Origin of the sequence: Mesorhizobium sp. M1409, from assembly GCF_040317535.1 — a bacterium.
Taxonomy (GTDB): domain Bacteria; phylum Pseudomonadota; class Alphaproteobacteria; order Rhizobiales; family Rhizobiaceae; genus Mesorhizobium.
In genome coordinates this window covers 20,934-34,411 of record NZ_JAMYKV010000033.1, presented here as the reverse complement: position 1 = coordinate 34,411, position 13,478 = coordinate 20,934, and the positions used below count along the sequence as shown (strand labels likewise).

12 protein-coding genes are annotated in these 13,478 nt (G+C 67.2%); 11 read left to right on the top strand and 1 reads right to left on the bottom strand.

Annotated elements, in window-relative coordinates:
- The 5 genes from NKG99_RS23085 to NKG99_RS23065 are packed head-to-tail and all read left to right on the top strand — an operon-like array spanning position 1 to position 7,301.
- On the top strand, positions 1-3,639 hold the full coding sequence (locus NKG99_RS23085; RefSeq protein WP_352870954.1) for a cobaltochelatase subunit CobN: 3,639 nt from the start codon (positions 1-3) through the stop codon (positions 3,637-3,639).
- On the top strand, positions 3,636-5,150 hold the full coding sequence (gene cobG, locus NKG99_RS23080) for a precorrin-3B synthase (RefSeq protein ID WP_502910999.1): 1,515 nt from the start codon (positions 3,636-3,638) through the stop codon (positions 5,148-5,150). The genes NKG99_RS23085 and cobG overlap by 4 nt, the downstream gene beginning before the upstream one ends.
- Before the next feature lie 2 nt (positions 5,151-5,152).
- Positions 5,153-5,785, top strand: a complete 633-nt coding sequence (locus NKG99_RS23075; RefSeq protein WP_352870953.1) for a precorrin-8X methylmutase — start codon at positions 5,153-5,155, stop codon at positions 5,783-5,785.
- Entirely contained in the window at positions 5,782-6,540 is a 759-nt protein-coding gene (locus tag NKG99_RS23070; protein ID WP_352870952.1) for a precorrin-2 C(20)-methyltransferase, read from the top strand. The genes NKG99_RS23075 and NKG99_RS23070 overlap by 4 nt, the downstream gene beginning before the upstream one ends.
- Positions 6,537-7,301 carry a precorrin-3B C(17)-methyltransferase gene (locus NKG99_RS23065; protein WP_352870950.1) on the top strand — a complete coding sequence of 255 codons (765 nt, stop codon included), beginning with the start codon at positions 6,537-6,539 and terminating at the stop codon, positions 7,299-7,301. Before NKG99_RS23070 ends, NKG99_RS23065 begins: the two co-directional genes overlap by 4 nt.
- On the opposite strand, the gene NKG99_RS23060 is transcribed toward NKG99_RS23065, so the two are convergent.
- Positions 7,265-8,044, bottom strand: coding sequence for a cobalt-precorrin-6A reductase (locus NKG99_RS23060; protein ID WP_352870949.1), 780 nt, complete (start codon positions 8,042-8,044; stop codon positions 7,265-7,267). The two genes, NKG99_RS23065 and NKG99_RS23060, sit on opposite strands and share 37 nt — an antisense overlap.
- A 154-nt stretch (positions 8,045-8,198) precedes the next feature.
- Between NKG99_RS23060 and cbiE the strand changes: the two genes are divergently transcribed.
- From cbiE to cobS, 6 genes are read left to right on the top strand one after another with little or no spacing between them, the layout of a single operon-like run.
- Positions 8,199-9,428, top strand: a complete 1,230-nt coding sequence (gene cbiE / locus NKG99_RS23055) for a precorrin-6y C5,15-methyltransferase (decarboxylating) subunit CbiE (protein WP_352870948.1) — start codon at positions 8,199-8,201, stop codon at positions 9,426-9,428.
- Positions 9,425-9,811 carry a cobalamin biosynthesis protein gene (locus NKG99_RS23050; protein WP_352870947.1) on the top strand — a complete coding sequence of 129 codons (387 nt, stop codon included), beginning with the start codon at positions 9,425-9,427 and terminating at the stop codon, positions 9,809-9,811. The genes cbiE and NKG99_RS23050 overlap by 4 nt, the downstream gene beginning before the upstream one ends.
- Positions 9,808-10,572 carry a precorrin-4 C(11)-methyltransferase gene (cobM, locus tag NKG99_RS23045; RefSeq protein ID WP_352870945.1) on the top strand — a complete coding sequence of 255 codons (765 nt, stop codon included), beginning with the start codon at positions 9,808-9,810 and terminating at the stop codon, positions 10,570-10,572. Before NKG99_RS23050 ends, cobM begins: the two co-directional genes overlap by 4 nt.
- Positions 10,569-11,387 carry a uroporphyrinogen-III C-methyltransferase gene (gene cobA / locus NKG99_RS23040; protein ID WP_352870944.1) on the top strand — a complete coding sequence of 273 codons (819 nt, stop codon included), beginning with the start codon at positions 10,569-10,571 and terminating at the stop codon, positions 11,385-11,387. The genes cobM and cobA overlap by 4 nt, the downstream gene beginning before the upstream one ends.
- Entirely contained in the window at positions 11,384-12,697 is a 1,314-nt protein-coding gene (locus NKG99_RS23035) for a cobyrinic acid a,c-diamide synthase CobB (RefSeq protein ID WP_352870942.1), read from the top strand. The genes cobA and NKG99_RS23035 overlap by 4 nt, the downstream gene beginning before the upstream one ends.
- Positions 12,698-12,700: 3 nt before the next feature.
- Positions 12,701-13,477, top strand: coding sequence for an adenosylcobinamide-GDP ribazoletransferase (cobS, locus tag NKG99_RS23030; protein ID WP_352870940.1), 777 nt, complete (start codon positions 12,701-12,703; stop codon positions 13,475-13,477).
- Position 13,478: the final 1 nt, after the last annotated feature.

Genomic DNA, 13,478 nt, shown 5'->3' with positions numbered 1-13,478 from the left:
ATGCACATCCTAACCACGACATCCGCCTCGCTCGACGACCTCGCCGAGCCGGTCGATCTGCGGCAGATGCCGGCGGATATCGTGGCCCTGTCCTTCACCGACAGCGATCTTGCAGGCCTTGCGGCCGCGTGGAAGGCCGATGCCGGCCGCCTGCCCTCGATGCGGCTGGCCGCCCTGCGTGATCTGCGCCATCCCATGTCCGTTGACCTCTGGGTCGATAGCGTCGCCCGCCACGCCAAAATCATCCTCGTCCGCATCCTCGGCGGCTACGACTGGTGGCGCTATGGCTGCGACCAGCTTGCCTCGACCGCCCGCGAGCGCGGCATAAAACTGGCGCTGCTGCCCGGCGAATGCCGCGACGAGGATCTGCGCCTGATCGAAGCCTCGACGCTGCCGCGCGAAGAACTCGACGGCCTGCTCGACTATTTCCGCGAGGGCGGCCCGGCGAATATGAGCGCGCTGATGCGGAGGCTGGCAAGGTTGGCGGGGTCTGATGCGGACGTAGCAGAGCCGGTCGCAGTGCCGAAAGCCGGTTACTACGACCCCGAACGCGGCGTCGTCCCCCTCCCCCTCGAGGGGAGGGTCCGGCCGCAGGCCGGGGGTGGGGTCCTCTCCGAGACGCGCCAACTTAAAGAGACGTCGAGTCCGGTCGTACCGACTCCACCCGGCCCTTTGGGCCACCCTCCCCTCGAGGGGGAGGGAAAGGTCGTGCCGATCCTGTTCTACCGCTCGATGCTGCTCGCCGCCGATGTCGCGCCGATCGACTCCCTTTTTGATGCGCTGCGGCAGCGCGGCATTAACCCGGTCCCCATCTTCGTCTCCAGCCTCAAGGACCCGGCGTCCCTCGCCTTTGTCGAGACCGCGCTCGCCGCATTGAAGCCCGCGGCAATCATCACCGCGACCGCTTTCGCCTCCGGTGCCGAACCTGGCGTCGAAACCCTTTTCGACAGAGCAGGCGTGCCTGTCTTCCAGGTTATCGTCGCCACCACCCGCCGCGACATCTGGCAGAACAACCAGCGCGGCCTGGCGCCCGCCGACCTTGCCATGCATGTCGTGCTGCCCGAACTCGACGGCCGCATCCTCGCCGGCGCCATTTCCTTCAAGGGCGAGAGCGAGGTCGACCCGGCACTCGGCCACCGCGCCTTCGCCAACCGGCCGGAAGCGGATCGCGTGGCGCAGGTGGCTGATCGTGTAGCGGCCTTTATCCGCCTACGGGAGACGCCCCGCGCGACGCGCAAGCTGGCCATTCTGATTCCGGACTATCCCAGTGCCCCGGGCCGCACCGGCTATGCCGTTGGCCTCGACGTGCCATCCAGCGTGCTGGCCATGCTGCATGATCTGAGGGAGCAGGGTTATGGTGTTGAGGGGATTCCGGAGACGCCGCGTGGGTTGCTGGGGCTGCTGGCGCGGAGCGGCGAAGGGCTGGGGCTGGAAGACTATGTTGGGTTCTCAAAAGAGTTGCCCGCCGAGGCAATCACAGCCGTAGAAGCCGCTTGGGGCAAGGCTGAAGGCGAGACAGGTTTGCGCGAGGCACCCCCCTCTGTCCTGCCGGACATCTCCCCCGCAAGGGGGGAGATTGGCAGTTCCGCCGCCGTCGCTCATTCTGCGACGTTCGTAGTTGGCGAAAGCAGCAGTGACAGCTCAATCTCCCCCCTTGCGGGGGAGATGTCCGGCAGGACAGAGGGGGGTGTTCAAGCGCACACCTCTGCCAAATTCTCCTTCCGCGCCGCAACCTTCGGCAACGTCACCGTTGCACTTGCCCCAGACCGCGGCCGTTCAGCCGACCGTCGCGCCGATTACCACGACCCGACACTACCGCCGCGCCATGCACTGATCGCCTTCGGTCTGTGGCTGCGCAAATCGCTCGGCGTTCATGCGCTGGTCCATGTCGGCGCCCATGGCACGCTGGAATGGCTGCCTGGCAAGACAGTTGCGCTCTCGGAAAACTGCTTTCCCGAGATCGTCACCGGTCCCCTGCCCGTGATCTATCCGTTCATCGTCTCCAACCCCGGCGAAGCGGCACAGGCCAAGCGGCGCATCGCCGCCGTCACGCTTGGCCATCTGCCGCCGCCGCTGACCGGTGCCGGCTTGGATGAAGACCAGCACAAGCTGGAAAGGCTGGTCGACGAATACGCCCAGGCCGACGGGCTCGACCGCCGCCGCCGCGACCGTCTGGCCAAGCTTATCGTCGACACCGCGCAAAAGACCGGCCTCGCCTCCGAAGCCGGCGTCGCCAGGACCGACGCGCCGGACGAGGCGCTGCGCCGCATCGACGCCTGGCTCTGCGACCTCAAGGATTTCGCTATCAAGGATGGGCTGCATATCTATGGCCGCGCCCCCGAGGACGAGCCCGACGCCATGCGCCGCCAAAGCGCGCAAGCCGAGAAGATGGCGCTGCTAGCGGCGCTCGATGGCCGCCACGTCAAGGCCGGTCCGGCCGGAGCGCCCGCGCGGGGGCGCTCCGATGTGCTGCCCACCGGCCGTAATTTGTTCACGTCGGACCCACGCACCATGCCGACGCGGACCGCTTATGATCTGGGCAAGGCGGCGGCGGAGGAAGTCGTGCGCGGCTACATGCAGTCGCATGGCGACTGGCCGCGCTCGCTGGTCATCGACCTCTGGGGCTCGGCATCGCTGCGCACTGGCGGCGAGGAGATCGCGCAAGGCCTGGCACTGATGGGCTGCCGGCCACAGTGGGACTCGGCGACCGGCCGCATCACCGGCATCGAGGTGCTGCCGCCGGCTGCCCTCGGAAGGCCGCGCGTCGACGTCACCTGGCGTATCTCCGGCCTGTTCCGCGACATGTTCCCGACGCAGATCGCGCTGATCGATGCCGCCGCCAACGCGGTTGCCGCGCGCGACGAGGAGGATTCTGAAAACCCGCTCGCGGCCAAAACCCGTGCCGATGGCAGAATCAGCCCGCGCATCTTCGGCACCTCGCCCGGCACCTATGGCGCCGGCGTCGAGGATCTGCTGTCGAGCGGCGACTGGGCGGCACGCGAGGAGATCGGCCGCGCCTATCTCGACGCCACATCGCATGCCTATGGAGGCGCGGAGGGCGAAGGCATCTCGGCGCCCGGCGCCTTCGAGGGCCGCATCGCCGAGGCCGATCTTCTCGTCCACACCGGCGACGACCCCGGCCGCGACATTCTCGAAGGCTCCGCCGATGTCGCCTTCATCGGCGGGTTTTCGGCCGCCCTTGCGGCGCTCGGCAGGAATGCCGACGTCATCGTGCTCGACACCACGGACCCGCAAAAGCCGAAGCCCCGCTCGGTCAGCGAGGCCGTATCGCGGGTGGTTCGCGCCCGCGCCGTCAATCCGCGCTTCATATCAGGCCAGATGCGCCACGGCCCGCGCGGCGCCTCCGAATTCGCCGAAACGGTCGACCGGCTGGTCGGCTTTGCCGAAACCACGCATGCCATATCGGGAACGCTGATCGAAGCCGTGCATGACGCCTATCTGGGCGATCCGGCTGTTCGCGCCTTCATCCTGCGCGAGAACCCCGCCGCCGCAAAAGTCATCGCCGAGCGCTTCCTGTCGGCGCGCCGGCGGGGCCTCTGGCATCCCTTGCGCAATTCCATAGACGACGATCTCACGGCCCTGATTGCCGAGGCGGAAGCGCTTGGGGTGGCGGCATGAACGCCTTCTCGCGTCGCGGCGCCTGCCCGGCTCTGGCAGCGCCCATGCAGACCGGCGATGGCCTGCTGGTGCGGCTCAACTCGGTCGCTGGAGGCCCATCTTCCGGAGGATTGTCGCCGAAGCTTTTGATCGAACTTGCCCAATCCGCTTTGCGTCATGGCAACGGCATCATGGAAGTGACAGCGCGCGGCAGCCTGCAGATACGCGGGCTGACGGCGGAAAGCGCCGCGTTGCTGGCAACGGAGGTCGATGCGCTGGGCATTGCGGTGCGCACCGGTGTGCCGGTCGAGACCGGGCCGCTTGCCGGCATCGATCCTCAGGAGATCGCCGATCCGCGGCCTTTGGCGGAACGGATCAGGGCAGCGGTCGAAGAGGCCGGGCTGACGGAACGGCTCGGCCCGAAGGTTTCGGTTGTCGTGGATGGGGCTGGGCAGCTTGGGCTGGATTCGGTGACCGCCGATATCAGGCTGAAGGCGGTGCGCATCGATGCCGGAGTTCGGTGGCGGGTGTCTGTCGCGGGTGATGGGCAGAACGCGAAGCCGCTCGTCATCGTAGAAGACGATGCTGCGCGCGATATCGCTGTGGCTACGCTGAGGATGGTTGCCGAGAAAGGCCGCGAGGCTCATGGGAGGGATTTGTCGGAGAGGCAGTTGGCTTCTCTCGCAGGTTGGCATTCCTTCACACCCCCCTCTGTCCTGCCGGACATCTCCCCCGCAAGGGGGGAGATTGCGCTGTCGTCAATGATTTCGCCAATCACCAACGTTGTGCGAATCGCTGAGGCTGCAAAAGGAGTGCCGGCGCTGGAACTGCCGATCTCCCCCCTTGTGGGGGAGATGTCCGGCAGGACAGAGGGGGGTGTGAAGGATCTCCGACCCATCGGGCTTTTCCCTTTGAGCGGCCATGCCATCGCCCTCGGCATCGCTCTCCCCTACGGCAGCATGCCGGCGGACAAGATCATCGGCCTCGCCCAAAACGCCCTCACCCTCGGCACAACCGAAATCCGCCTCGCCCCCGGCCGCGCCTTGCTTCTCCTGGGCCAACCGGCGGCCGCCAGCCAATCTCTCCAGCACATGGCCGCCACCCTCGGCTTCGTCACCTCTCCCACCGACCCGCGCACGCGCATTGCCGCTTGTCCCGGCACGCCGGCCTGCGGTTCCGGCCGGATCGCCACGCGCGACATCGCCGAGACGATCGCCGCCGAAAACGCCGACATTCTCGACTTCACGCTGCACATTTCCGGCTGTGCCAAGGGCTGCGCCCACCCCGGCCCGACGGCACTGACGGTGGTCGGCGGCGAAAACGGAGCCGGACTTGTCGTGAACGCGACGGCGAAGGGTCTTCCTGCCGGCTACAGGCCGGGCTATGACGCCGCGCGTGGCATCGGCCGCGTCGCGGCAATGATCCGCAGCGAACGATATCAAGGCGAAACCGCCGCCGCTTGCCTGACAAGGCTCGGGCCAGACGGTATCGCCGAGGCTTACCGACAGGCCCGAACTTACCAACAGGAATGAGCATGGCCGCCTACGACTACATCCATGACGGCACGGCGATCTACGAGCGCTCGTTTGCCATCATCCGCGCCGAGGCAGATCTCTCGCGCTTCTCCGAAGCCGAGGCCGATGTCGCCATCCGCATGATCCATGCCTGCGGTCAGGTCGAAGCATCAAGTCATTTCGTGTTCTCCACCGATTTCGTCGCCGCCGCGCGCACCGCTCTGGCGGCTGGCGCACCGATCTTCTGCGACGCTGAGATGGTCTCGCATGGCGTCACCCGCGCCAGGCTGCCGGCCGGCAACGAGGTGATCTGTACCTTGCGCGACCCGCGCACGCACGACATCGCCAGGGAGATCGGCAACACCCGTTCGGCCGCAGCGATCGATTTGTGGGGCGAACGCATGGCCGGTTCGGTGGTCGCCATCGGCAATGCGCCGACCGCGCTGTTCTATCTGCTGGAGAAGTTGCGCGACGGCGCGCCGAAGCCGGCGGCCATCATCGGCATGCCGGTCGGCTTCGTTGGCGCGGCCGAATCCAAGGATGCATTGGCGGAGAATTCCTACGGCGTGCCCTATGCCATCGTGCGCGGCCGGCTTGGCGGCAGCGCCATGACCGCCGCCGCGCTCAATTCGTTGGCGAGGCCTGGCCTGTGAACGCACTTGTCAAAGGTCGTCTTGTTGGCGTCGGCACCGGTCCCGGTGACCCCGAGCTCCTGACGCTGAAGGCCGCGCGGGCTCTGGCCGAGGCCGATGTCGTGGCGTATTTCGCCAAGCGCGGCAACAACAGCAACGCGCGCGCCATCGTCGAGGCCCAGTTCCGGCCTGAAATGACGGAACTGCCGTTGCTCTACCCTGTCACCACCGAAATCGACAAGGATCACGACGACTACCGGTCGCAGATCACGGCCTTCTACGAGGAGTCCGCCGAGAGGGTCGCCGAACATCTCCACGCAGGCAGGATGGTTGCGGTACTGTCGGAAGGCGACCCGCTGTTCTATGGCTCCTACATGCATCTGCATGTGCGGCTCGCCCATCGATTCCCCACAGAAGTCATTCCCGGAATCACCGCGATGTCCGGCTGCTGGTCGCAGACTGGTGTTCCGATCGTCCAGGGCGATGACGTACTGACCGTGCTGCCGGGCACGATGAGCGAGTTCGAGCTGACGCGCCGGCTGGCCGACACCGATGCCGCCGTCATCATGAAGGTCGGCCGTAACCTGCCCAAGATCAGGCGGGCGCTGGAAGCCACCGGCAAGCTGGCGCGCGCCGTCTATATCGAGCGTGGCACCATGGCCGGCAGCGTCTCGATGAAGCTTGCCGACAAACAGGACGACAAGGCCCCCTATTTCGCCATCGTGCTGGTCGCCGGCTGGTCCGGCCGGCCCGGCGTCCTGGGAGCCCAGGCATGAGCGGCCGTCTCACCGTCATCGGCCTCGGGCCTGGCAATGCCGATCAGGTCACGCCGGAAGCCAGCCGTGCCGTCGCCGAGGCCAAATTCTTTTATGGCTACAAACCCTATCTCGATCGGCTGGAACTGCGCCAGGACCAGACCCGCGTCGCTTCCGACAATCGCGAGGAACTTGCCCGCTCCAAGGACGCGCTGATGAAAGCGGCCGAGGGCCATGATGTAGCCGTAGTTTCCGGCGGCGATCCCGGCGTGTTCGCCATGGCGGCGGCCGTCTGCGAGGCGATCGAGGCCGGCCCGGCCGAATGGCGCACGGTCGATGTCGCCGTCGTGCCCGGCATCACCGCCATGCTTGCCGTTGCCGCCCGCATCGGGGCGCCGCTCGGCCATGATTTCTGTGCCATCTCGCTGTCCGATAATCTGAAGCCGTGGGAACTGATCGAGCTGCGCCTGCTGGCGGCGGCCGGCGCCGGCTTCGTCATCGCGCTCTACAATCCGATCAGCAAGGCGCGCCCCTGGCAGCTCGGCCGCGCCTTTGAATGCCTGACCGCGATCCTGCCTGGCACCACGCCGGTGATTTTCGGCCGCGCCGCCGGCCGCCCGGACGAGCGCATCGAGGTCTATCTGCTGGCGGACGTCGACGCGCAAAAGGCCGACATGGCCACCTGCATCATCATCGGCTCGCCGGAAACCAGGATCATCAAGCGCGCGGAGAAACCGGCGCTGGTCTACACGCCCCGTTCGGCAGCGGGCTCGACAAAATGATCGACCCCAAATTGATCAACAATGGCGGCCAGCGCTTCGACGGTTTCAGCCGAAGGCACATCCGGCAGATCAGGTCGTCGGATCATGATCACCTCGATGCCAAGCGCCCGCGCCGCGGCGATCTTGCCATAGGTCGCCTCACCGCCGCTGTTCTTGGACACGATGACATCGATGCGATGCTCTTCGAGCAGAGCGCGTTCATCCATCTCCCGGAATGGCCCTCGGGCCAGAAGATAGTTCGCATCCGGTACCGCCAGCCTCGGCTCGACCGGGTCGACACTACGGATGAGATAGTGGTGCTGGGGTGCTGCTTCGAAGGCCGCGACCTCTTGCCGGCCCAGCGCCAGGAAAACGCGGCGCGGCGCCGGTCCAAGCGCCTGCGCGGCGTCGCCAGACGTATCTACCAGCGTCCAGCGGTCGCCCTCGACAATCTCCCAGCCCGGGCGCCGCAGGGCAAGGATCGGCACCCCAGCCACGTGCGCGGCTTGCGCGGCGTTGGCGGAGATTTGCGCCGCATAGGGATGCGTGGCGTCGATCATCAGGTCGACGCCCGTCTCCCGGAGATAGGCGGCCAGCCCATCGGCACCGCCAAAGCCTCCGCTTCGTACAGGCACGCCCTGCGCAACCGGGCTCTCGGTGCGCCCAGCCAGCGACAGCGTGACCGAGCAATCGGCGCGCGCGGCCAGTTTTCCGGCCAACTGCCGGGCTTCGGTGGTGCCGCCAAGGATCAGAACTTTCTTCATAGGCACCACATTGAATCGCGTCGGCGCTGCCTCTCACCCTTATCCTCTCCCCGTGAAGAACGGGGAGAGGGAGGCGTCAGCGTCGGAGCTTCCCCCTTCTCCCCGTCACTATACGGGGAGAAGGTGCCGGCAGGCGGATGAGGGGCGGCGCGGCATGTCAAAAAACGAGCAGCCAACACCCAAATGGCTCACCATCGTCGGTATCGGCGAGGACGGTTTAGCGGGTCTCGGCGACGAGGCCAAGCAGCGGATTGCCCAAGCGGAAGTCATCTTCGGCGGCAAGCGGCACCTGGCGCTTGTCGCTTCCTTCGCCAAGGGCGAGGCGCGCCCTTGGCCGGTTCCATTCGATGCCGAGATGGCCGACGTGCTGGCGCTTGCCGGCAAGAACGTCTGCGTGCTCGCCTCCGGCGACCCTTTTTTCCACGGCGTCGGCGCCACTCTCGCCCGCAAGGTCAAGCCCCGGGAGATGCATGTCATTCCCGCGCCATCGGCCGTTTCGCTGGCGGCCGCGCGGCTTGGCTGGGCGCTGCAGGATATCGATACCGTCTCGCTGCATGGCAGGCCGCTCGACCTGATCCGCCCGCTGTTGCAGCCGAACGCGCGCATCCTGGCGCTGACCTCGGATGCCGAAGCACCCGCGGCAATCGCTCGCCTGCTCACCGAACTCGACTTCGGCGCGTCGCGGCTGACTGTCCTGGAGGCGCTGGGCGGGCCAAACGAGAATCGGCGCACGGCCCGCGCCGACGCCTTCGACCTCGAAAATATCAATCCACTCAACGTGCTGGCCATCGAGATTGATTCTAGCCCGCAAGCGCGCGTGCTGCCGCTCACATCAGGCCTTGCCGATCATCTGTTCGACCATGACGGCCAGATCACCAAGCGCGAAATCCGTGCCGTCACCCTGTCGGCTCTGGCGCCGAGACGTGGCGAATTGCTGTGGGACATCGGCGCCGGGTCCGGTTCCATCGGCATCGAGTGGATGCTGGCCCACCCCTCGATGCGCGCCATCGCCATCGAGGCCGACCCGATCCGCGCCGCCCGCATTGGCCGCAACGCCACCGCCTGTGGCGTTCCCGGCCTTGTCGTGGTGCAAGGCAGCGCACCCAAGGCGCTTGCCAGGCTCGACATGCCTGACGCGATCTTCATCGGCGGCGGCGGCAGCGATGCCGGCGTGTTGAACGCCGCCATCAAGGCCCTGCGCGCCGGCGGTCGTCTTGTGGCCAATGCGGTGACGCTGGAGATGGAAACCCTGCTTCTCGCCCGCCATGTCTCGCTCGGCGGCGACCTTACCCGGATCGCCATATCCCGCGCTTCGCCCGTCGGCTCGATGCAGGCCTGGCGGCCGGCCATGCCGGTCACCCAATGGAGCTGGGTGAAGCCATGATGGTCGCGGGCATCGGCAGCCGAAAGGGCGTGAGTGTCGAGGACGTGCTTGCGGCGATAGAAACCGCTCTGGAAGCGCATGGGCTGGCGATGACAGCGCTTTCGGCGCTGGCGACCGCCGCGCTGAAGAAGGATGAAGAAGCCATCCCTTCCGCTGGCCGCGCGCTGCGTCTTCCGGTCATTGTCGTCGATGACTCAGCGCTCCAGGCCGCCTCGCGGGACACGCTCAGCCGTTCCGACCTCTCGCAGGATCTGGCCGGCACGCCATCGGTTTCCGAGGCATCAGCCCTTGCCGTCGCCGGCGCCGGTGCAAAACTGCTCGGCCCCCGCACGGTGCTCGGCCCGGTCACTTGCGCCATCGCCATCAGCGGAGACGCGCCATGACCGTCCATTTCATCGGCGCCGGTCCAGGCGCCGCCGACCTCATCACGCTGCGGGGCGCAAGGCTGCTGGCAAGCTGCCCGGTCTGCCTCCATGCCGGTTCGATCGTCGCGCCCGAGCTTTTGCAGCACTGCGCGCCTGGGACAAAACTGATCGACACCGCGCCGATGTCACTCGACGAGATCGAGGTCGCATTTCTGGACGCTCATAACGCCGGCCATGATGTCGCCCGGCTGCATTCCGGCGACCTGTCGGTATGGAGCGCCGTGGCCGAGCAGATCCGCCGGCTGGAAAAGCATGGCATCCCCTACACGCTGACGCCGGGCGTCCCGTCCTTCGCCGCCGCCGCCGCCGCACTTCGCCGCGAACTGACCATTCCCGAGGTCGCGCAAAGCCTGGTGCTGACCCGCATTTCCGGGCGCGCGTCGAAAATGCCGCCCGGCGAAACGCTGGCCGGCTTCGGCCGCACCGGCGCCACGCTCGCCATTCATCTTGCCATCCACGCCATCGATCGCGTCGTCGCCGAGCTGACCCCACATTATGGCGGCGATTGCCCGGTGGCGATCGTCTTCCGCGCCTCCTGGCCGGACGAACGCGTGCTGACCGGCACGCTGGCGACCATCGAGGCGCTGCTGGCCGTCGACCCGATGGAGCGCACGGCGATCATCTTCGTCGGACGCTCGCTGGCGGCGGAAGATTTTGGCGACAGTTCATTGTACGACGCCCATTACCAGCGGCGTTTTCGCGGGCGGGACGGATTGTGAGCGGCAGCACTAAAAATACCGGCGAGAATGCCACGCTCGAAAAAGCTTTGTCGCGGCTGAATTTCAAGCCGCGCCGGCTCGAGCCAGGCCAGGTCTGGCTGGCCGGCGCCGGCCCCGGCGACCCCGGCTGCCTGACGCTGGAAGTACTGGCGGCGTTGGCCGAGGCGGATGCGCTGGTCTACGACGCGCTGGTGTCATCGGATGTCGTCGCCGTTGCCGAAAATGCCGAGCTCTTCTTTGCTGGCAAGCGCGGCGGAAAACCGTCGATGAAACAGGACGACATCACCGCCCTTTTGGTGCGGCTGGCGCGCGACGGCCGCCGCGTCGTCAGGCTGAAGGGCGGCGACCCCTATATTTTCGGCCGTGGCGGCGAAGAGGCCTTGGCGCTCGCGCGAGAAGCTATCCCGTTCCGCGTCCTGCCCGGCCTGACGTCGGGGCTCAGCGCGCTGGCCGCGACCGGCATCCCGGCCACCATGCGCGGCATCAACAAGGCCGTGATCCTGGCCACCGGCCACGCCGCCGGCACCGATGACGATCTCGACTGGGCGGCAATCGCCCGCACCGGCCAGCCTGTCGTCGTCTATATGGGCATGGCCAATCTGCCGCTGATCGCCGCAGCGCTGCTCGATGGCGGGCTGGCCCCGTCGACGCCGGCGGCGGTGATTGTCGCCGCAACGACACCGCAGGAGCGGACCGTCGTCGCCACGCTGTCCACAATTGCCGAGGAAGCCGCCGCCGCCGGCCTTGCCTCGCCGGCGCTGATCGTCGTCGGCGGCATCGTCGCCATGCGCGCGGCACTGGCGGGGAACGCATGACGGCTCGCGCGATCATCATCGGCGCGCCGCGCTCTGGCTCCGGCAAGACCAGCGTCACCATCGGCATCCTGCGCGCGTTGACCCGGCGCGGCCTGAAAGTGCGCGGCGCCAAATCCGGCCCCGACTATATCGACCCCGGCTTCCACACCGCAGCCACCGGGCTTTCCGGCGTCAATCTCGACAGCTGGGCGATGCCGCCGTCGCTGCTCAATGCGCTTGCCGCGCAAGCAGCCGACGACACCGATTTCGTCATCCTTGAAAGCGCCATGGGCCTGTTCGACGGCATTCCGGCCTCGCCGGGGCGCAGCGGTTCGGCAGCCGACCTGGCGCGGCTCTACGGCCTGCCGGTGTTGCTGGTGCTCGACGTGTCCGGCCAGTCGACCACGGCGGCCGCCGTCGCCAAGGGTTTTGCCACCTATGATCCGGATGTGCGCATGGCCGGCGTCGTGCTCAACCGGCTGGGCAGCGAGCGGCACCGCCGGCTGTCAGGCGACGCTATCGAGGCGATCGGCCTGCCGGTCGTCGGCGCTATCCTGCGCGACCCCACGCTGAACCTGCCCGAGCGCCATCTCGGCCTCGTCCAGGCCGGCGAATATGACGACCTGATGGCGCATCTCGACCGGCTGGCCGACATGGCGGAAAGGTCGCTGGACCTCGATGCGATCATGGCCCTGGCGACACCCTTCACCCCGGCGCCTGGCGGCTTCGACGACGCGCTGGCACCGCCCGGTCAACGCATCGCGCTGGCCGAGGATGCCGCCTTCACCTTCCTCTATCCGCATGTCGCCGCTTACTGGCGCAAGGCGGGTGCCGAAATCGTCCCGTTCTCGCCGCTCGCCGACGAAGCACCCGATGAGGATTGCGACATCTGCTGGCTACCCGGCGGCTATCCCGAGCTTCACGCCGGCCGGCTCGCAGCCGCGGCGACTTTCCGCGCCGGGATGGAGCGTTTTGCCGCGACGAAGCCCATCCATGGCGAGTGCGGCGGCTTCATGGTGCTTGGCGAAGCGCTGGAGGACGTCTCCGGCGAAACGCATGCGATGCTCGGCCTGCTCGGCCATTCCACCAGCTTCGCCAAGCGCAAGATGAACCTCGGCTATCGCGAAGCGCGGCTGCGTGCCGATTGCCCGCTGGGCCCAACTGACGCGCTGATCCGTGGCCACGAGTTCCACTATGCGCAGATGACGGCGACAGCCAATGACGAGCCGCTGGCCGACCTAGCCGACGGCCAAGGCAATCCGATCGGCGCCTCAGGCTATCGGCGCGGCCATGTCAGCGGCACCTTCTTCCACGCCATTGCGAGGGGCTAGAGCATGAAGCTGAAGAACATCAGTCTGTCGCCCCGGCAGGTCGTCGACGACATCGCACTTTGCCTGGTCTTTTTCACCAGGCTGCCGCTGCCTGCCTTCGATTTTCGCGGCCGCAGCCTTGCCGCGGCGATCTGGGCCGCACCTGTCGCCGGCTTCGTCGTCGGCCTGATCGGCGCCATCGTCTTTGCCACGGCGGAACGGTTTGGCCTTGCCATAGGGCCGGCGGCCGCCCTTGCCCTGGTGGCTACCCTGCTCACCACCGGCTGCCTGCATGAAGATGGGCTGTCCGACGTCGCCGACGGCTTTGGTGGCGGCAAGTCGCGCGGCAAGAAACTCGAGATCATGCGCGACAGCCGCATCGGCGCCTATGGTGCCGCGGCGCTGGCTCTGTCGCTGCTGATCCGCTGGAGCACACTTTCGGAATTCGTCGACCCCACACAGGCGCTCTTCGCCCTCGTGGCTGCGCATGCGGCCTCACGCGGTATGCTTGGCACCTTCATGCATCTCTTGCCCCCGGCGCGGATCGACGGCCTCTCGGCCGATGCCGGCACCGTCTCGCAGGAAACGGCAACAGCCAGCGCCGTGCTCGGCGCGATCCCGCTGCTCCTGCTTGGGCTGGGAGGCGCCGTTCTTGCGCTCATCCTCCTTGGCCTTTTGTTTGCCGCGTTCCGCGCCCTTTGCCTCAACCAGATCGGTGGCCAGACCGGCGACACGATCGGCGCCTTGCAGCAGGCGGGCGAAATCGCGGTGCTTCTCGTCGCTTCAGTAGCCCTTTCCTGAT